Here is a 19,623-nt window from a genome sequence, read left to right on the forward strand (position 1 = left end):
TTAAGTCCCCTAAAGGGTTGTTGAAGACTACGACGTTGATAGGCAGGGTGTGGAAGCGTTGTGAGGCGTTGAGCTAACCTGTACTAATTGCCCGTGAGGCTTAACCATACAACCCCTAAGAAGTTTTAAGCGAGTGACGTGCAAGACACGCCAAAATCGATAGAGTGACAGTCGGCATTTTCCTAATTAAGTTTTTGTCTGGCGGCCATAGCGTTGTGGCACCACCTGATCCCATTCCGAACTCAGCAGTGAAACGCAATTGCGCCGATGGTAGTGTGGGGCTTCCCCATGTGAGAGTAGGTCACCGCCAGACACCTAATACAGTGAAGAGGCTACCCGATAGGGTAGCCTTTTTGCGTTTAAGGCCGTTGAAAACAGCAAAGCCCTTCGCCCAAGCGAGGGGCTTTTTGTTTTCAGCACGCCTAGTATCGGCAGCCTTTAGTGTTGTCATCAACCGGAAAGAGCCATACCTATGGGCTGGGCACCGACAAACGCGTAAGTATTCTTGGTCGACATTAGATCCATTCATCTAGCGATCAGACGATAAAAAAGCCCGCATCAGCAAATGCGGGCTTTCTAATATCTATTGCTGTAATTAACTTCTAACTGTTGGATTTCAGTTCTTGGCAGAGTGAAATTAACTTAGGGGCATTTGCGCTATGCACCATTGAGAACCTTGAGCCTTTGTTTAACTTCATTTGCCTGTTGAAAATCGACACCGAGATTTAGTGTACGCTCAAGAAAACGTATCTCTTGCTTCTTGTTGCCGCTTTTTTCAAAGCTCTTCGCGAGATTGAGCAGATCTGTTAACTCTAGTTGCACGCCCTGTTTTAGCGCCTTGAGGTAGTTAAGCTGTGCCTTATCCCAGTTCCCTAAGCTATAAAACGATTGTGCTAAGACCTTGGTTATTTCAGGGTGTTGTGGCAGCAATGTATGGGCTTTCTGGGCATTTACTAGTGCCTCGTTGTTACGCTTTAATGCGAGTTCCGTCATGGCTATCTGGGCAAGGAAGACGCCATTTTTGGGATACTGACTACTGAGTGTTTGGTAGTAACTTAGCGCGTCTTCAAATTTTCCGCTGGTAAACAGTAGATTCGCTAACCTCACAGTTAACTCTGGCCAATCTTGTCGTTTTAAATGGGCTTGACGATAGCCGCTTAGCGCCGCATCTGCGCCATTGAGAAAATATTGAATATCCGCGACTTCGAGTAGTGGAATAACCCATTTAGGGTTGGCATCTTGAAATGCGCGATAGGTGCGCTGTGCGCTATCGCTATCACCGCTCTTCCAATGGCCTCTGGCCATGTTGATCTGGTATAGCGGATTTTGGTTGTTAGTTTTGTCCGCGAGGAGCATGGCAAAATAGCCTTGGCGGTACAGGTAGTAACTATAGGCGACACTTGACCAGCCAGCGTTAGTGGCTGTGGCAACTTGTTGGCGGAGCGACTTATCTTTCAAATCGATATAAAGATTCGATAGTGGTAAGAGATCTGTTTCGGAGACCGTCGCTTGCACCGCAATCCGTAACAGTTGGTGCATTGGGTCGTTTGGATCTATTTCGATAAGCTTTGCTACTGTTGATGCTAACTTTTTCTTATCACTCTCCTTATCAGAATTAAGTAACATCAGGCTAGCGAGCTGTAACGGTTCACGACTATCTACAGCCTTCAGCTTTTCTAGCTGTGAATTAGCTGTCTTTAGATCGCCTTCACGCCAAGCTATCAATGCTAAGTCGAGCATTGCGACATAGTTTTCGGGGTGACGAGTGAGGGTCTCTGTAATGGCTTTCTTGGCGCTACTGGGTTGGTTTTCTATCATCGCAACCGCGCTGAGTACCATAGATGGTCCAACATCTTCGGGGGCAAGCTTCTGCCAAATTTGAGCATACCGCTTGGCGTCATGCAGTTGACTGGTGGCTAAGCTTAACTTGGTGACCAATACCGTTGCGCCCAAGTTATCGGGTTTAGTGGTTAGTGCGACCTTTAATGCTTTCGTCGCCTCATCGACTCGACCTTGTTGGAATAAGATTTGGCCTTTTAAGGTTTGTGCTGAACTGCCAGTTAGTGGAGAGTTAAGGAGCTCCAGAGCTTGATAAAACTGCCGCTTCTTTGCGTAGCCTGTCGCTGCCAAGAATGCGGTAGTGTCATGTAAGTTTGGTGCGAGTTTCTTTAGCTCGATCAGGTGAGTACTTAGGGCTTGGTCTTTACCTTGCCCGAGTAGAGCTAAGATAAATAACTGGTGTCCGGTCAGATCCGCTGGGCGCTCGGCAATCCACTTGCGAGCAGCTGTTTCTGCATCAAGATAATCTTGGTTGGATATTAGTGTCAGTATCTGGTTTCTAGAGGTTTGAGAGTAAAGCCCTTCAGCGACAACTTGATTTAGCCAGCTAAGATCGTTGACGCCTTTGCCTGTTCCTAAATCAACCATCCCCATTTCATTGGCGCCGGTAAAAGCTTGCTCCAAATATTGCTGAGATTTAGTTTCTGTCAGATTGATAGGGGCTGCAATAACAAGGTTGCACAGGCTCACGCTGAGCACTGTTACACGTGCCATCGTTAGTAGTAAACGGCTCATCTGTAATTCCTTTACGCTTAACCGAACTAACATTCTAGAATAAAAAACGGCGGGAAAGATCCCCGCCGCTCTCAGTTTTAGCGCAGCAATTACTTACGGCGACTACGTGCAAATAAACCACACAGTGATAAGCCCAATAACGCTAATGGTGCTGGCGCAGGTACATCTTGGGTAAATGTTGCTTCGCCTTTAACGTGGAACAAGGCAACAAATATATTGTCATCATTGGATGGATTATCTGTATCGACAGTAATTTTGGAATCACCATCGTTAATGAACGGTACTAAGTTATAACGCTCATCGTCTTCGTTGTAAGCATTAGGGTTAAGCAGATCGTCATCATAACCACCCATGGTGATCAATGAGCCATTTGCTACAAGTTCACCATCATCATTGTTGCCGGCATTATTGGTTAATAGTTGACCATTAACATCGACATTAGACTTCTGGTTACAGCAGCTAAAGCTGATACCCAAACGCATTTCTGCGAAGAACGCTGGATCTGTAGTATCCACAGGATCAGAGAAGTTCACCTGAGTACTGTCACCAGCCAGTGCTGCTCCGCCATCTAAGATAGCGACTGTAGAGACTTCCAAGCCAGCCATCTCATAAACTACGATCAATGCTTCACCGTCTGTTCTGCTATCAGACTCCCGAAGGCTAAAGTCATAAACCCCACCAGGGCCAGCATCAATCGTCGGCTTAACCAGTGCCGTGACATCTTTGCGTCCGGTGCGGAAGAAGGTGTCGCTAACACTAGGGATTGCATTGGTATACTCTTGATCCCAGCTGTTGATGGTTGTGCCCTCAAGTGTGACATCCCCCATTGCAGTGGGTGAGCTATACATTGCTGAATAGAGATATGCGGCAACTACTGTAGCGCCTGCAGGGACAGAGGCTGAAATAGTGCCGGATTGACTCGTACCGCCCCAACCATCGGACGATACGCCATAATTACCAGTAAATGTTTGGAAGGTTGTAAGTGAAGCTGATGCCATCCCTGATACAGCTAAAGAAGCAACAACAGCACTCACTTTTAAGAGTTGCTTTGCGGTTTTCATCGTGTGATTCCTTAATAATATTGCAAATTTCCATATACAGCTTGGTGTTTTAGCGACGGCATAACACGGCATATGCATCGCTGTCATTGATAGCAAAGCAATATGTTTGCCAGATAGCTTTTTGCTTAAAAATCATCAAGGTGGGTTACAACAAAAACTAATATATATATGCCTTGTAAAATAATTAGACACCAATAGGGTTTGTAACTCCCGCGTATAGTTTTTATAGGCTCTGTAGAAATAGTAAGTACTTAGTTCTTTATGGGTAGCAACTTGAAAATGTGACACTGTTTGGAGCCCGAGATGTTTCGTTATTGGCGCTGGTTAGGTGCGGTGATGGTTTTGCTTGCTGGTGTTGTTCTTGCCAGTGATTTTTCTGCGTTTGTTGGTGCGGACAGCATGATGTCCGGCCCTTTGGCCTTACTGATGTTGTTGATCTTTTTCACTGCCTATCTATTGGTGTTCTTTGAACAGCAAACTGGCATCAGTAAAAGCAAGCCGATGATCTTCAGTGCGGGATTGTTGTGGATGTTAGCTGCTGTGATCGCATATCAGCATGATGTTCCCCATGCAGAGATCCGTTTGGCGGTAACGAATAACCTTGATGAATTTGCCGAGCTCTTTCTGTTTCTTATGGTGGCGCTTATCTATATCAAGCAGATTGAAGGGCGTGGACTGTTTGAACTACTGAAAAGTGGGTTAGTGAGTCGAGGTTATGGTTATAAAGGTCTATTTTGGCTAACCGGTAGTATTGCGTTCTTTATGTCGGCACTGGCCGATAATTTAACGACGGCCTTGGTGATCGGCTCCGTGGTGATAGCGGTGGGAAAAGATTCACCTAAGTTTACCTCTTTGGGCTGCATTAATACTGTTGTTGCCTGCAATGCGGGCGGCGCATTTTCTCCGTTTGGAGATATCACCACCTTAATGGTTTGGCAGGCTGGCAAGATTGAGTTTGTTGGTTTTTTGCAGATCTTTTTGCCCTCACTGGTGAGCTTCCTGTTGCCAGCGGTGATTTTGACGCTGTTTTTGCCTTGCGGCGCCCCCGCCATCAGCAGAGAGAAGGTGGTGTTGAAACGCCATGGCAGGATGTATTGTGGTTTGTTCCTTGTCACCATCGTACTGGCTGTGATTTTTGAACAGGTGTTGGGGCTACCGCCCTATCTAGGAATGATGACCGGGTTGTCAGTTTTGATGCTGGCCATATTTCTGCGTAGTCGCCGCCTGCCACTATCAGACCCCGATCGTGAGCATAACCTGTTCTCAGAGTTACCTGAGGCGGAATGGGACACTTTAATGTTCTTTTTTGGGGTGATGTATTGTTTGGGGGCACTTAGCTTCATCGGTTATCTGGCTTGGGTTTCTGACGCACTTTATCTCGGCTATGGCGCTGGCACAGCCAATGTTGTTGCTGGCCTGATCTCTGCTGTGATTGACAATATTCCTGTGATGTTTGCGATCCTGCAGATGAACCCTGAAATGAATGATTTCCAATGGCTACTGATCACCCTGTGCGCGGGGATCGGTGGTAGTGTGATGTCGATAGGCTCTGCTGCTGGTGTAGCGTTAATGGGCATTGGGAAAGGCCATTATAGTTTCTTAGGGCATCTGCGTTGGTCATGGGCAATCTTACTTGGCTATGCAGCCGCGGTGGCTACCCACTATCTGGTTAATGGTTGAGTGCGGTGTAGCAGGAACTTAATAGCTGGTGAGGGCTCTAAAAATTTAGTGGTTATGCCGTGATCCGCTTCGCGGCACTGAACGTTAAAAGCTTGTTAATATAAAATTCTGATCGGCAAGCGCCGTTATGTTCAGAACGGTAAGGACAGGCCGATCTATTTCGTTGCATGGATGCCTCTTGTGGTTTGACGTAAGAGGTGATGTATGACTTTTTTCCATTTGACCCCTGAAGAAAAACGCTACCCGTTGGCTAATATTGCCGCTGTTATTTGCGGTGTTGTTGCCTTGATGTTAGTGATTATTTGTTAAATCTAAATAGATTAAACCGATAAAAAAGAGTAAGGCCGCTAGCGGCTTTGCTCTGAGCTTGTGCTGCAAATCTATCTTCGCCAATGGCTTAGTTGCTTCATTCAAGCGCTTGGTGTATTCCTCAAAGTTATCTGGGGGCAGGGCAAGTCTGCGACCAATTCCGCTGCAAGTTTACCTCCTCTAGGCACCAGTACTTTGTGCGATAAGCGGCGTCTTTTTGTTACGTAACCCTCTCCGTATAGCTGTCGCAACAACTTGCCACTCTGCTATTTAGCGTATTTAGTTATGCTTGCCATTGATCTGTTTACTTATGCTAGCGTATGCAGACAAGCCAAGAATTAACTAACTGAGAGAGAAACAATGCTTCGACTTCCCTTTGTGATACTGACGGTCTGTTTATCTTTTTCTGCCTGGGCAGAGCTGACTGAGCGTGAGGGCTTGGTCACCGCAGGTGGCCAGCCATTGGTGCTGTTAGGCTCCGGTGTGGAAGTTGGGCAGCCTGCACCAGAATTTAAAGTCGTAGATAGCAAGTTTGCACCGATCTTGCTTAGTGACTACCAGGGCAAAACTGTGCTGTTATCTGTGGTGCCGAGCATTGATACCGGTGTTTGTTCTTTGCAAACCAAACGTTTTAACAGTGAGGTGGCGAAGCTGCCGGCAGATGTGATTTTGATCACTTTGTCTACGGACCTGCCATTCGCTCAGAAGCGTTTTTGTGAAGTGGAAAATGTCGACAAAATGCCAGTGCTGTCCGATGCGGTATGGCGCAACTTTGGTGAGCAGTACGGTTTGTTGATCAAGGATAGGGGTTTGCTGGCGCGTGCTATCTTAATTATTGATAAGGATGGCAAGCTACAGTATCAGGAGCTGGTCAAAGAGGTGAGTGAACACCCTGACTATGATGCCGCTCTGGCGATGGTTAAGAAGCTTCATCAGGACTAGCTTTGCAAAAATCAAAAGGGGTCGTTATCGACCCCTTTTGTTGCGCTATGGTGGATCAGCTGCACTGATTTCTACTCAATTACCGGCCGTTTATGAGCCACTCCTTGATGGCAATCGATACAATTCATATTTTGGCTAAGCATCTTTTGGTGATTGGTTCTGACGCGGATCGGTTGGGCGTCGCTATCCCATCTTTCAGGTGTGTGACAACTGCGGCATTCACGGCTGTTGCTGGCCGCCATATCTCGCCAAACGTGCTCGGCTAAGCGTAATCGCTCCTGTTCAAAATTCTCTAGGGTGACAGTTTCCATCAACTGATAGTAGATATCAGCGGTGGCTTTGACTTTGACGATCATCTTATCGACAAAGGGTTTTGGCACATGGCAGTCGGCGCACGTGGCGATAACACCAGAACGATTGTTGAAATGTACCGAGGCCTGATACTCCTCGACAATGGTATCCCGGCCAATATGGCAGCCATAACAGAACTCATTCGTGTTGGTGAAGTCCATCACACCGTGAAAGGTCACAACACCCAAAGCACCTAACACCAACGCGATGAAACCACCGATAGGGATCCCTAATAGCCAACGGCTGCGGGTTTGCTTCCATAATCGGCTGGGCTTTCTATGCTGGTTCATAAAAATCCTTGCTGATAGGTAAAAAGCGGATCAGCTTTCATTCAAGCTGATCCGCAATGCTAGGTGCTACTTATTTGCTCTCGCTTTGGTAGCGCTGTTTAAAAGCCTTCTGTGCTTCTTGGCGCTTTTGTTTGATATCTGCAGGCTCTTTGCCCGAGAACCAAGCGTGTTCAGGTCTGGATAAGATCTCGTCGAGCAGTTTTCGCGCTTCTGCTGCTTGCTCTTTCTTGCCTGCATGCTCTGCTTTCTCTACCACTTCCAGGTATTGAGGTACCATCTCAACGTAGAAGCGTTCAGCCACTTCAAACATGCCGTGCCACTGCACGTAATCAGGTGCCATCATTGCTGCACCATGGCGAGCGCGGCGACCTTCATGGTGCCAGAGGTAGAACCAAGTCCACTCAATCTCTTCATCGAACTGGACTTCGGTTAACATCTCATTCTTCGTCAGCAGATCCATCATAGATTTACCCGGACGGGCGAACTTCTCGTTATACAGCACCACTAAATTATCGAACTGAGTATAGAAGTTCTCGATCCAGCCACTGGTGTGGCAGGCACTACACACGTTCTTCATATCAGCACGGCGCTCTTCCCAAGGCTTCACTTGCTTGCCTTGAGCAATCGCTTTCGCGTCGACTTTTTCCGAAATTGCAGGGCGTAATGTCCAACTAATACGAGCGCCGACGTCATGAGTTAAAGGTAGCTCGCGAGTGGCTGACATATGGCAAGTGGCACATGTGGGGGCTGCATCATAATCTTCGCCAACTATCCATTTCGCTGAACCCAGATTCATATGCTCAACGTTGGCAAAGAAATTAATGCCGTGCTTGGATTCTTCGTAGATCTCTTTTTGCGGATGGTCTGGCCCTAGGTGACACTTTCCGCAGGCTTCAGGGCGACGGGCCTGAACCATGGAGAACTCGTGACGCTGGTGGCAGGCGCTACAAGCACCAACTGAGCCATCAGGATTGAGTCTGCCAATACCTGTGTTGGGCCAGGTGGTTGGATCAAGGTCGCCGTTAGCTAATACTTTGACTTCGGCGCCGTGACATTGCCAACAACCGCTGACAGCTGCGGGGGATTGGCCGTTAAAGCTCAACTGTCCCTCCACCGCCTCGGCGAGAAAGTTATCCAGTGAGCCAATGATCTGTCCCGCTTTGGCATGATGACTGGCGGCAAACTCTTCGACTTCCTTGTTGTGGCACTGCCCGCAATCTTTTGGCGATACAATCACTGCAATATCAAATCCTTCGTGCTTGATGGCGTCAGCATCATTGGGATCGGCTTGGTGACACTCAAAACATCCAATATTGGCACCATAATGCTTAGATCGCCCCCATTGCTGGTACAGGGCGGGGTTTTGCTCTTTATGGCAGGCAGCACACTGCTTGCTTTCGTCACTGAGCGACGCAAAAGGTTTCAGCATCTGTGCTTTGGGGGCGGCGTAAGCCAGGCTAAAGAGGGCGCTGCAGGTAAGCAATACCAGCGTGGCAAAGAAGGTGGTCTGTAGTGCTATTCGTCCGTTTTTCATGGTCTGCTGTCCGTCTCGGCATCCGTGATGGTTGGGCAACAACATCTGTATCCGACAGATATGTAAGTGAACAAATAGTAGACAATAAATCCATATGTTAAATATGGATTTTGGATAAATGTTAATCAGCTCACTTTGTATGGGTTTAAATGATGAGTGCAGTTGTAATAGATCAATTTTCCTCTGCCAGCGGCTATTTGCCGAATCAATCACCTTAAAATATACTGTATGCATATACAGTATATTTTAAGGTGATTATGCCATTATTGGATCCACTTTTTGACTCTGGCTTGCTATGGCAGGGCGCCGCGCCACGTGTTTCGTCTTGTGAATCACTCGCCACTGGTTATGCGGTCTTAGACAAGGCGCTCGATGGTGGGTGGCGACGTCAGGAAGTAACGGAGCTGCTGTTGCCGCGACTCGGCATCGGTGAAGTACAGTTGCTGCTGCCGGCAATGGCAGCGCTGGCATCCGTGGACAAATTCCAGTTGTGGATCGCTCCGCCTATGGTGCCTTATGCGCCAGGGTTGCTGCAGGCTTGCTTGCCTGTGGAGCAGCAACTGGTAATTGCTGGGGTTGAAGATATGTCGGCGCAGCTCTGGAGCGCAGAGCAAGCGTTGAGCTCCGGAGCATGTAGTGTGGTGCTGCTCTGGTTACTCGACCCTGCTCAGCAGCCCCAAACGTCCCAGTTGCGCCGTTTACAGTTGGCGGCGGAGCGTGGGCAAACCCCGTTGTTTCTTTTTCGTCCCCAATGGATCAGGCAGCAAGCGGTCAGAGATCTCAGCTCGCCAGCGCCTACCCGTCTATGGTTAGAAAGTCATAGTAATAGCCAGTTGCTAGTAGAGCTGTTTAAACGTCGTGGTGGGTGGCCGTTATCGCCTTTTCCACTTTCGCTGGCTGACAAGTTCAGTTTACCGGCAGCAGAGACTGACAGTGTCATTGTCGGCCCTTGGCGGGCGTAAGCATGCTCTGGTTAGCGTTAGATTTCCCCCGCTTAGCGCTTGATTGGTGCTGTCGCAGCCATGAGACGTCTGGTGTTGTGGTCTTGTTGGATCGGCAGCAACGGGTACTGCAGAGCAATCAGCAAGCTGTGGTGTTGGGGGTACGGCCTGGTATGTCTCTGGCGACCTTGTTGGCATTGACCGATGACATCACTTTATTAGCTGAAGATCAGCTGGTTGAGGGCGATGTTGCGCAATTGTCAGCCACAGCATTGCATGCCATGGCGCTATGGGCGGGGGATTTTGCTTCCCGCATTCTGTTATTTCCGCCCCACAGCTTACTGCTGGAAGTGGGCAGTATGTTGCGTCTGTTTGGCGGCGTAGAGGGTTATCTTGGTCAGTTAAAGCGTAGCTTATTAACCCAAGATCTTAGTTGGCAGTACGCTATCGCTAAGACACCGCGGGCAGCGATCACCTTGGCGCAGGCAGGCGCTAACTGGTCATCACTTGATGCTAAAAAAACAGCTAAACGTCTCGGTGATCTTGGCGTCGAGAGCTTGCCTTTTACCCCTTTGCAGCTGCAAGGGTTATCGGGCTTAGGACTGCAAACGTTATCACAACTGCTAGCGCTGCCAGTGGCGGAGATCCGACGTCGCTTGGGCGCGCCCTTGCTCTGTTGGATCCTTGAACTGCAGGGGCGTTTAATGCCCTCGTTTAAGGTGTTTTCAGCACCGCCACGATTTGAGTTATCGCAACCGCTGGTCGCTGAAATTTACCACCTTCACGGTTTACTTTTCCCCCTGCGCCGTTTGTTGCAGGGGTTAACGGATTACCTTCGTCAGCGGCAACTGGCAACCACAGAATGCCTGCTCACTCTCAGCCATCGAGATATTGCTGCAACCTCTATCGTATTGCGATCTTCCTCGCCAGAGACGGGATTTAGGCAGTGGTGGCAGCTGGCGCAACTGCAGTTAGAAAAGCAGCATCTACCCGCGCCAGTGTTGGGGTTATCACTTTGTTGTGAGCAGCTGGTTGCAATCACATCAGCGACAACTGATCTACTACAGCAGCGGCAGGGGGAAGGGTTAACTCAAGGCCAGCTGCTAGGGCGTTTGCAGAGTAAGTTAGGGGAAGGTGCTATTTATGGCATGACGGTGACCGGTGATCATCGCCCGGAACGAAGCTGGAAGTCTGTGCCGCCCGGCACCTCGGTAGATCCTGTGATGTCAGCTTCACCGGTGGCGAGTTCATCGCGTCGACCGAGTTGGTTGCTGCCTGTCCCATGTCGATTAAGTAAACCTGATATCACAATTCTGGATGGCCCGGAACGGATCTGTTCCGGCTGGTGGCAGAGTGCCAGCGGTGATGAGGTGATACGGGACTACTATTTGGCGCGGGATCAGCAGGGCGCACTGTGTTGGATCTTTAAAGATGCCAGTGGTGAGTGGTTTCTTCACGGGTGGTTTGGCTGATGCTGAAGGTGGATCTGCATGATTGAATATGCTGAGTTGCATTGTCTTAGTCACTACAGCTTTTTACGTGGCGCTTCCTATCCCGAAGAGTTGGTGGCACAAGCGGCAGCCTTGGGCTATCAAGCATTAGCATTAACTGACGAGTGTTCGATGGCGGGGGTGGTCAAAGCTCATGTGGCAGCGAAACAGCATGGTATCAAGCTGTTGCTGGGCAGTGAGTTTCGGCTGGAATGTGGTGAGCAGTGCGTGGTGCTGGCACCTAGCCGACAGGGGTATGGCGAGCTATGTGGGTTGATTACACTGGCTCGACGGCGCTGCAGCAAAGGTAGCTATCGTGTGTCCGTCGAGGATTTGTTGAATTCACTTGGCCACTGCCTACTGTTGTGGTGGCCGCAAGATGCTGAACGTTTTCAGGCCATCGCCGCTATGTTAGTCGAACAGTTTCAGCAGCGTTTATGGTTGTTGCATCATCGCTTACTGCAACATGATGATAAGCAGCAACGTCAGCAGCTGATGCGCTGGAGCAGGGATTATCAACTACCTGTCGTGGCTGCTGGCTGTGTCTATATGCATTGCCGTGAACGGCAACCGATACAAGATCTATTGACCGCCATTCGTTATCGCCAACCGCTGACTCAGGTAGCGGCGGCGTTACGGCAAAATGCTGAACATGTACTGCGTCCGCTGCCTGTGCTGGAAAAGCTATTCTCCGCAGATATGTTGCCAAATAGCGTCAAGATCGCCGATCTTTGTCAGTTTTCCCTTGATGAATTGCGCTATGAATACCCCGCGGAGCTTGTGCCTGAAGGGCTGACTGCGAGTCGCTATTTGGCGCAGTTAGTGGCTAAGGGAGAACAATGGCGCTTTCCCCAAGGTACCCCTGTCAAAGTGAAAGCGTTGTTGGACAAAGAGTTAGGGCTGATCGCCGAGCTGAATTACGAATACTTTTTCCTGACCATTTACGACATCGTGCGCTTTGCCAAGTCCCGGCAGATCCTACATCAGGGTAGGGGCTCTGCGGCAAACTCTGCGGTGTGTTACTGCTTGGGGATCACTGAAGTTGATCCCACCAAGGTGGAGCTATTGTTTGAGCGCTTTATTTCGAAAGAGCGCAATGAGCCGCCGGATATTGATGTTGATTTTGAGCATGAACGCCGTGAAGAGGTGATCCAATACATCTATCAAAAATATGGGCGAGATCGAGCGGCCTTGGCAGCGACGGTGATCTGTTATCGTTTCAAGAGTGCGCTGCGGGATGTCGGTAAAGCACTGGGGATTGAACAGAGCCTGCTGGAATACTGGCTACACCAAGTGGATCGCCGTGACCGTGAGCAGAGCTGGCAGCAACAACTGGTGGCGCTGGGGGTGGCGGATCTGCCGATGGGTCAGTTGTTGATCCAGTGGGTTAACGAGTTGATCGGCTTTCCTCGTCATCTATCACAGCATGTCGGTGGCTTTATTATCTCCGCTGGTCCGCTACATCAACTGGTACCGATCGAAAATGCCGCGATGGCTGAGCGTACCGTGATCCAATGGGACAAAGATGATTTGGAAGATCTTGGTTTGCTGAAAGTGGATGTGCTGGCATTGGGCATGCTAACCGCCATTCGTAAATGCTTTGCATTGATCCAGCAACAGAGCGGACAACCGATGGGGATGGCGCAGGTGGTGTGGGAGCAGCCTGAGGTGTATGAGATGCTGTGCCGCGCCGATACTGTCGGCGTGTTTCAGATCGAATCCCGTGCTCAGTCGAATATGCTGCCCAGATTAAAACCTCGCTGCTACTACGATCTGGTAGTACAGATCGCCATCGTCCGACCTGGGCCGATCCAAGGGGACATGGTGCATCCCTATTTACGTCGGCGGCAGGGTTTGGAACCGGTGGCATATCCAAATGCAGCGCTAGAGGCGGTGCTGTCTCGCACCCTTGGCGTTCCCCTGTTTCAGGAACAGGTGATCAAATTGGCGATGGTGGCAGCGGGCTTTAGTGCTGGCGAAGCGGATCAGTTACGGCGGGCGATGGCGAGTTGGAAGAAGAGCGGCCAACTGGATCTGTTTGAAAAAAAATTTTTGCGGGGCATGGCCGAGAATGGTTATGACGAAGCGTTTGCAGTGCAGGTATTTCGTCAGATCCGTGGCTTTGGTGAGTATGGATTCCCTGAGTCCCATTCAGCGAGTTTTGCGCTGCTGGCTTATGTGTCGGCTTGGCTTAAATGCCACTATCCGGCCGCTTTTTGTTGTGCGCTGCTAAATAGCCAGCCGATGGGATTTTATAGTCCTGACCAGCTGGTACAGGATCTGAAACGCCACGGCATCGGCGTGTTGCCTGTGGATATCTGTTATAGCGATTGGGATCATAAGCTGCAGAACGAACAGCGGAAAGAGGGGGCTGCAGAGACCCCCCAGCCAAGTCCTAGGTTGCGTTTGGGGTTACGCTTAGTGAAAGGTTTGTCTTACGCCACGGCTGCGCTATTGGTTGCCCAGCGCCCAGCGCAGGGATTCGCTGATATGGCGGATTTTCAGCAGCGAATTGCAAGTCAACGCAGCATAGCTAAAGACCAAATGGAAGCGCTGGCGGCGGCCGGTGCTTTTCGCTCTTTAGGCGGGCACCGCTATCAAACGCGCTGGCTGCTGTCCGGTGCCGAGCAGGCAACACCGCTGCTTGCGGCGAGGATCGATGATGGTGGTATTGAGCTGGCGGCGCCCACGGAGTCGGCAGCACTCTTCGCCGATTACGCTGCAATGGGCTTGTCGCTGGAGCGCCATCCTTTGGCCATGTTACGGCAACAAGGGGCTCTGTATCGTTGTCAGACGGCCGCAGAGCTCAGCACCATGCGCCATGGCGCGTTAGTTACCGTGGTGGGACTGGTGACGGGACGACAGCGTCCGGGTACCGCCTCGGGAGTGACCTTTATCACTCTGGAAGATGAAACCGGGAATGCCAATGTGGTGGTGTGGCAGGCAACGGCGCGGGCACAAAAACAGCCCTATTTGACTGCCCGATTGTTGGAGGTCAGGGGCGTGTTAGATCAGCAAGGGGAGGTAGTGCACCTGATTGCTGGTAAACTGACGGATCGGAGCGATGAGTTACACGCGCTGCGATTAAAGTCGCGGGATTTCTGCTAACTCTCTAATTCTGCTAATTTAAACCTGAGACAAAGATAACGAAGGATGACCCATGGACAATAATTCGGCTTTAGATCTGACTTTAGAGGCTATCGATCAGGTGAATAGCCAAGACCCCAATATGGAATTTTGTCATGAGGTCGAAGTGCCAAAAGAGCTGTTATATGGGCAACGGATGAGTGAGCGGTTGGCACAGTTTGCGCCGGGTGCCAGTGAGCATTTGCAGATCGCGGCTCGTGCGCAGCATATTAAGCGGTGGGCGATCCCACGCAGCGATTATCCGATGGATCGTCAGGGTTATCATCAGTGGCGTACCGATTTGGGCAAAATGCACGCAGACTTGGCTGCGGAATTAATGCGTGAGCAAGGCTACAGCGAAGACGATGCGGTACGTACCCAACAACTGCTGCGCAAAGAGAAGATTAAGCGTGATGCTGAATGCCAGACCTTGGAAGATGTTATCTGTCTGGTTTTTCTGGAGTATTACTTCGCTGACTTTGCAGCCAAGCATACGGAAGAGAAGATGTTAGGCATTATTCGTAAGACTTGGGCAAAGATGTCTGAGGCGGGTCATGCCGCAGCGTTGGAACTTGATTTACCTGAAGCCATGTTGGCACTGGTTAAGCGCGCATTGAGCTAAATATGTAAATGAAATTGTTAATATTTCGTGTAATTTCAAAGTAAGAGAGCAAATTGTTGCTCTCTTTTTTTTGAGTAAATTTCCAACGGTTTGGACTATTGCCATTTTGTAGGTGTGATCTGGATCTCAAATTACCCCGTATTTGAGCGTGATGGCTTCGCTTTGTTGTCATAAAACTATTTTCAGTGCAGAAAAATCTTTGTAAAACCGAGTGTTATAAAAAAGTTACTTTTTTTCGCTAAAAAATTTAACAAAACGTAAACAATTGACTAAAATTGCATCATTAAATGACGAATAAATAGCTAATTGAGAATTTGTTGCGCTAGATCAGACCGTATTTTTTAGTGATTACTACTCTTAGCGCAGACCAATTTATAACCAATTTTAAATAACCCAGTTGGAGATTGTAATGGATAAAGCCATGACCGCAGCAGAAGTGGAAGCGCTGCGAAAACAACTGGCGACGGATCGCACTGTGATGGTGGATATTTTTGATCACCTAAAGCAACTCGTTCTGATCGCTGACGAAAGCAGCCCTCAGGCCACAAATGAAGAGAGTTACGCTGCCTGAAGTTCAGGGCTTTATCTCTTGCACTAGTTTTTAAAGGGTCGCACTTGTGCGGCCCTTTCTATTTCCCCTATACTCGTTGCCAATATCTTGTCGGAGTGCCGAGCTACCTTTGGGTAGATAGGCTGAGATCGCGAAAGCGGGATCCGTTGAACCTGATCAGGTTAATGCCTGCGAAGGGAAACAAGAGGGCGTGTCCCTGTTGTCTATCGCAAACAGCTGCGATACCTAGCAGAAGCCATAGCCCTTAATCCTACTGAACCACTCATCTATCGGTGCGCCGGCGTTAACTGTTACTACGGATTAACGTGAGGCCACAATGACACAAACCACGACTGTTTCAGAAAGCAATCCACGGCGCGACGCCCGTGCCGCCGCGCAAGCATTTTTTGCCAATTTGGCAGATCTCTCTTTTCCTAATTCGCATAAAGTTTTTGTGCAGGGTGAATTACCTGGCGTGAAAGTGGGGATGCGTGAAATTTCGTTGTCGCCAACCTTAGTTGGCGGCACAAAAGCGCAGCCTGAATTTGAAGATAACGCGCCGATCCGCGTTTATGATACCTCAGGCTACTACACAGAAGCTGATGCCAGCATCGACCTGCAACGCGGTTTACCGCGCTTGCGTCAACAATGGATTGAAGCGCGCAATGACACTGAAGCGCTTGCTGGTGCCAGCTCACTGTTTGCCCAGCAGCGTCTTGCCGACGAAGGCTTAGACCATATCCGTTTTGAGCATCTACCTAAGCCGAAAAGAGCTTTGGCGGGACGTTGTGTCACCCAAATGCATTACGCCCGCTCAGGCGTGATCACCCCTGAGATGGAATACATTGCGCTGCGTGAAAATATGGGCCGAGCTGAAGTGGCAGCGGAGCTGGCTGTGCAACATCCGGGCGAGGCATTTGGCGCGAATTTACCAAAGCAGATAACAGCGGAATTTGTTCGTAACGAAGTGGCTGAAGGGCGGGCGATTATTCCAGCCAATATCAATCACCCAGAGTCGGAGCCGATGATTATTGGCCGTAATTTTTTGGTCAAGGTGAATGCCAATATCGGTAACTCGGCGGTGACCTCTTCGATTGAGGAAGAGGTAGAGAAGCTGGTGTGGTCAACCCGCTGGGGCGCCGACACTGTGATGGACCTGTCAACGGGTCGCTATATTCACGAAACCCGTGAGTGGATCATCCGTAATAGCCCGGTGCCGATTGGCACCGTACCTATCTATCAGGCGCTGGAAAAAGTGAAAGGGGTGGCGGAAGATCTCACTTGGGACGTATTCCGTGACACCTTGATTGAGCAGTGTGAACAGGGCGTTGATTACTTCACCATTCATGCCGGCGTGTTGCTGGCCTATGTGCCGATGACGGCGAAGCGGATGACAGGTATCGTTTCCCGTGGTGGTTCAATCATGGCTAAATGGTGCTTATCTCACCATCAGGAAAACTTCCTCTATAGCCACTTCCGCGATATTTGCGAAATCTGTGCTGCCTATGACGTTTCCCTCAGCCTGGGTGATGGCTTGCGTCCCGGCTCGGTCGCCGATGCTAACGATCAGGCACAATTCAGTGAACTCTATACCTTGGGTGAGCTGACCAAAATCGCTTGGGAATATGATGTGCAGGTGATGATCGAAGGTCCTGGTCATGTGCCGATGCAGTTGATCAAGGAGAACATGGATAAGCAGCTCTCTGCCTGCCATGAAGCGCCCTTCTATACGCTGGGGCCGCTGACCACTGATATTGCGCCCGGCTATGATCACATCACATCAGGTATTGGTGCTGCGCAGATCGGTTGGTACGGCTGCGCTATGCTGTGTTACGTAACGCCAAAAGAGCACCTTGGCTTGCCAAATAAAGCCGATGTGAAAGAGGGATTGATCACTTACAAAATCGCTGCGCATGCGGCCGATTTAGCCAAAGGCCATCCCGGTGCTCAAGTGCGGGACAACGCGCTCTCCAAAGCACGTTTTGAGTTCCGCTGGGAAGACCAATTTAATCTCTCCCTTGACCCCGATACCGCCCGTGCTTATCACGATGAAACAATCCCCCAGCAGTCGGGCAAGCTGGCGCACTTCTGTTCCATGTGTGGGCCGAAATTCTGCTCGATGAAGATCTCTCAAGAGGTGCGTGAATTTGCCGCCAAGCAGGAGCAGATCAGCATAAAGCTGCTGGATGAAACTATTACGGTGGCAGTGGACAGTGTCGAAGGAGCCGAGCAGGGGATGGCGAAGATGTCTGAAACCTTCCGCCAGCAAGGCAGCGAACTTTACAAAGCGCCGACTGATGTTGCCGCTGCAGAAGGGGAGAAAGTCAGCGAATGATCACCCCTTATACCTGTGGTGGTGAGCTGGTTGCCAGTGGTGGAGAAGGCCAAGTCTCTGCCATCGTTTGGGCCATTGGTGGTTCGGATTGTAGTGCGGGAGCCGGTATTCAAGCAGATCTGCAGGCGATTAATGGCTTAGGTGCCCATGGTTGTACTGTGATCACCGCGGTGACGGCGCAGAACTCGGTGGCCGTTTCTCAGGTTAATCCTGTGTCTGATCTGGTACTGCAATCTCAGCTGGATGTGTTGCTTGCGGATCTGCCACCGCGGATCATCAAGATCGGCTTGTTGGCCACGGTGTCACAAGTGGTCATGGTCAGCCAATGGCTGCAGCAGTTAAAACAAACATCGGCGCAAACAGGGCATCGCGTACCGCTGGTGGTCTATGACCCCGTTGCGGTGGCGAGTAGCGGAGACAACTTAGTTACTGAGTCCACGTTGACTGCGGTTACTAAACACTTGCTACCTTGGATCGATCTACTCACGCCGAACGCCATGGAGGCCGCACTGTTAGCGGGTATGGCATTGCAAGATGGTGTGCTACCGGAACCCGTGATCAAGCAACTACTGGCGCTGGGCGTCGGGTCGGTCTTGCTCAAAGGTGGGCATTATCAACTGCTGGCTGATCACTGTTTGGATTATTGGAGCAATGGAGACAGTCAGCGCTATCTTTCAGCGCCACGTTTGGACACCGCCCATGGCCATGGTACGGGGTGTAGTTTGGCTAGCGCCATCGCGGCGATCTGGGCGCAAGGATATGCATTAGAAGATGCCCTGGTGTTTGCCCGTGGTTATCTGCAGCAGGGCTTAGCTGCGGCAGTGTCAGTGGGTGCTGGCGCCGGCCCTGTAAAGCATTTGGGATGGCCAACGGATAGCGTTATGTTGCCGCGAGTTGGTGCATCGCTGGCTGAGTTAACAGCGTCGGATGAGCTGGTTTCGCCAGTACCTTTTGCACCTTGCCCGCAACGCTTGGGTTTATATCCGGTGGTCGATTCTGTTGCTTGGCTTGCGCGTTTGCTCGCGGCGGGCGTTAAGACATTGCAGCTGCGGATTAAGGATCCTCAGTCGCCAGATCTGCGCCAGAAGATAGCGGCAGCGGTGGCTCTTGGGCATCAATATCAAGCGCGTCTGTTTATTAATGATCACTGGCAGTTAGCTATCGAGTTGGGTGCCTATGGTGTTCATCTGGGACAGGAAGATCTACAAACCGCCGATCTGGCAGCCATTAAGCGCGCTGGATTGCGTTTGGGCATCAGTACCCATGGTATCTATGAGCTGCTACGTGCTGCCCAGTTGCGACCTAGCTACTTGGCGCTTGGCCATATCTTTGCCACCCAAACCAAGCAGATGCCTTCTCAGCCTCAGGGGTTATTTCGCCTGGCGCAGCAGGTGCAACTGCTACCCAATACGCCGCTGGTGGCCATTGGCGGCATTGATGCCGAACGCGCCAGCGCAGTGATGAACACTGGGGTGGGGAGCTTCGCGGTAGTCAGTGCGATCACTAAAGCCACTGCGGCGGAATCGATGATTGCGAAATTACAGCATATTGCCGGTGATCCTGTGGCCGTTACTGAGATAAATAGAATGACAGGAGCCTGCTTATGATCACTGTAAAAGTAAACGGTGAGGCGGTGGACTGCCCTGTCAGCTCGACCGTCGCCGATCTGTTGCGGTTAACTGAAGTCGACCCCCTTGGGGTGGCGATTGCAGTCAATCAACAGGTGTTACCAAGGGCGCAGTGGCATCAACATGAGTTGGTTGGCGATGAAGAGTTGCAGCTATTTAAGGCGATCGCCGGTGGCTAAATTGAACAGTG

The 19,623-nt window shown here is 50.3% G+C and carries 14 protein-coding genes, 2 rRNA genes and 1 riboswitch; of the genes, 12 read left to right on the forward strand and 4 right to left on the reverse strand.

The window, feature by feature from the left end:
- Positions 1-108: ribosomal RNA gene (locus DU002_RS05590) — 23S ribosomal RNA — on the forward strand; the annotation flags it as partial.
- An 89-nt stretch (positions 109-197) separates the two neighbouring features.
- Positions 198-313, forward strand: a 5S ribosomal RNA gene (rrf, locus tag DU002_RS05595).
- 344 nt (positions 314-657) lie between these two features.
- Here rrf and DU002_RS05600 read toward each other — a convergent pair.
- Both DU002_RS05600 and DU002_RS05605 read right to left on the reverse strand, forming a co-directional pair.
- Positions 658-2,574 (reverse strand): tetratricopeptide repeat protein, encoded by a 1,917-nt coding sequence (locus DU002_RS05600; RefSeq protein WP_158537972.1) that lies wholly within the window; start codon positions 2,572-2,574, stop codon positions 658-660.
- Positions 2,575-2,663: 89 nt separating this feature from the next.
- Positions 2,664-3,635, reverse strand: coding sequence for a DUF3344 domain-containing protein (locus tag DU002_RS05605; protein ID WP_158537973.1), 972 nt, complete (start codon positions 3,633-3,635; stop codon positions 2,664-2,666).
- Positions 3,636-3,938: 303 nt separating this feature from the next.
- Between DU002_RS05605 and nhaD the strand changes: the two genes are divergently transcribed.
- Complete coding sequence (gene nhaD / locus DU002_RS05610; RefSeq protein ID WP_114337399.1) at positions 3,939-5,315, forward strand: sodium:proton antiporter NhaD; 1,377 nt, start codon at positions 3,939-3,941, stop codon at positions 5,313-5,315.
- Between the two features lie 669 nt (positions 5,316-5,984).
- Positions 5,985-6,566 (forward strand): thiol peroxidase, encoded by a 582-nt coding sequence (tpx, locus tag DU002_RS05615; RefSeq protein ID WP_114337400.1) that lies wholly within the window; start codon positions 5,985-5,987, stop codon positions 6,564-6,566.
- A 71-nt stretch (positions 6,567-6,637) separates the two neighbouring features.
- Here the strand turns inward: tpx and DU002_RS05620 are convergent, their stop codons facing one another.
- Both DU002_RS05620 and DU002_RS05625 read right to left on the reverse strand, forming a co-directional pair.
- Positions 6,638-7,207: a NapC/NirT family cytochrome c gene (locus DU002_RS05620; protein WP_114337401.1), complete on the reverse strand. Its 570-nt coding sequence runs from the start codon at positions 7,205-7,207 to the stop codon at positions 6,638-6,640.
- 70 nt (positions 7,208-7,277) lie between these two features.
- The gene (locus DU002_RS05625; protein WP_114337402.1) at positions 7,278-8,741 is read right to left on the reverse strand and encodes a multiheme c-type cytochrome; all 1,464 of its coding nucleotides are present in this window, start codon (positions 8,739-8,741) and stop codon (positions 7,278-7,280) included.
- Positions 8,742-8,998: 257 nt separating this feature from the next.
- Between DU002_RS05625 and imuA the strand changes: the two genes are divergently transcribed.
- The 8 genes from imuA to thiS all read left to right on the forward strand — a co-directional run bounded on the left by imuA (position 8,999) and on the right by thiS (position 19,612).
- Positions 8,999-9,703 (forward strand): translesion DNA synthesis-associated protein ImuA, encoded by a 705-nt coding sequence (gene imuA, locus DU002_RS05630; protein ID WP_114337403.1) that lies wholly within the window; start codon positions 8,999-9,001, stop codon positions 9,701-9,703.
- Positions 9,704-9,705: 2 nt separating this feature from the next.
- Positions 9,706-11,154 carry a Y-family DNA polymerase gene (locus DU002_RS05635; protein WP_114337404.1) on the forward strand — a complete coding sequence of 483 codons (1,449 nt, stop codon included), beginning with the start codon at positions 9,706-9,708 and terminating at the stop codon, positions 11,152-11,154.
- A gap of 18 nt (positions 11,155-11,172) precedes the next feature.
- Positions 11,173-14,280, forward strand: a complete 3,108-nt coding sequence (locus DU002_RS05640) for an error-prone DNA polymerase (RefSeq protein ID WP_114337405.1) — start codon at positions 11,173-11,175, stop codon at positions 14,278-14,280.
- Between the two features lie 52 nt (positions 14,281-14,332).
- Positions 14,333-14,920, forward strand: a complete 588-nt coding sequence (locus tag DU002_RS05645) for a DUF4202 domain-containing protein (RefSeq protein WP_114337406.1) — start codon at positions 14,333-14,335, stop codon at positions 14,918-14,920.
- Between the two features lie 409 nt (positions 14,921-15,329).
- On the forward strand, positions 15,330-15,491 hold the full coding sequence (locus tag DU002_RS19345) for a hypothetical protein (RefSeq protein WP_158537974.1): 162 nt from the start codon (positions 15,330-15,332) through the stop codon (positions 15,489-15,491).
- An 81-nt stretch (positions 15,492-15,572) separates the two neighbouring features.
- Positions 15,573-15,688, forward strand: a riboswitch (TPP riboswitch).
- A gap of 119 nt (positions 15,689-15,807) precedes the next feature.
- On the forward strand, positions 15,808-17,805 hold the full coding sequence (gene thiC, locus DU002_RS05650) for a phosphomethylpyrimidine synthase ThiC (RefSeq protein ID WP_114337407.1): 1,998 nt from the start codon (positions 15,808-15,810) through the stop codon (positions 17,803-17,805).
- Positions 17,802-19,412 (forward strand): thiamine phosphate synthase, encoded by a 1,611-nt coding sequence (gene thiE, locus DU002_RS05655; RefSeq protein ID WP_114337408.1) that lies wholly within the window; start codon positions 17,802-17,804, stop codon positions 19,410-19,412. Before thiC ends, thiE begins: the two co-directional genes overlap by 4 nt.
- Positions 19,409-19,612: a sulfur carrier protein ThiS gene (gene thiS, locus DU002_RS05660; protein WP_114337409.1), complete on the forward strand. Its 204-nt coding sequence runs from the start codon at positions 19,409-19,411 to the stop codon at positions 19,610-19,612. Before thiE ends, thiS begins: the two co-directional genes overlap by 4 nt.
- Positions 19,613-19,623: the final 11 nt, after the last annotated feature.

This window comes from Corallincola holothuriorum (assembly GCF_003336225.1).
Classification (GTDB): domain Bacteria; phylum Pseudomonadota; class Gammaproteobacteria; order Enterobacterales; family Neiellaceae; genus Corallincola; species Corallincola holothuriorum.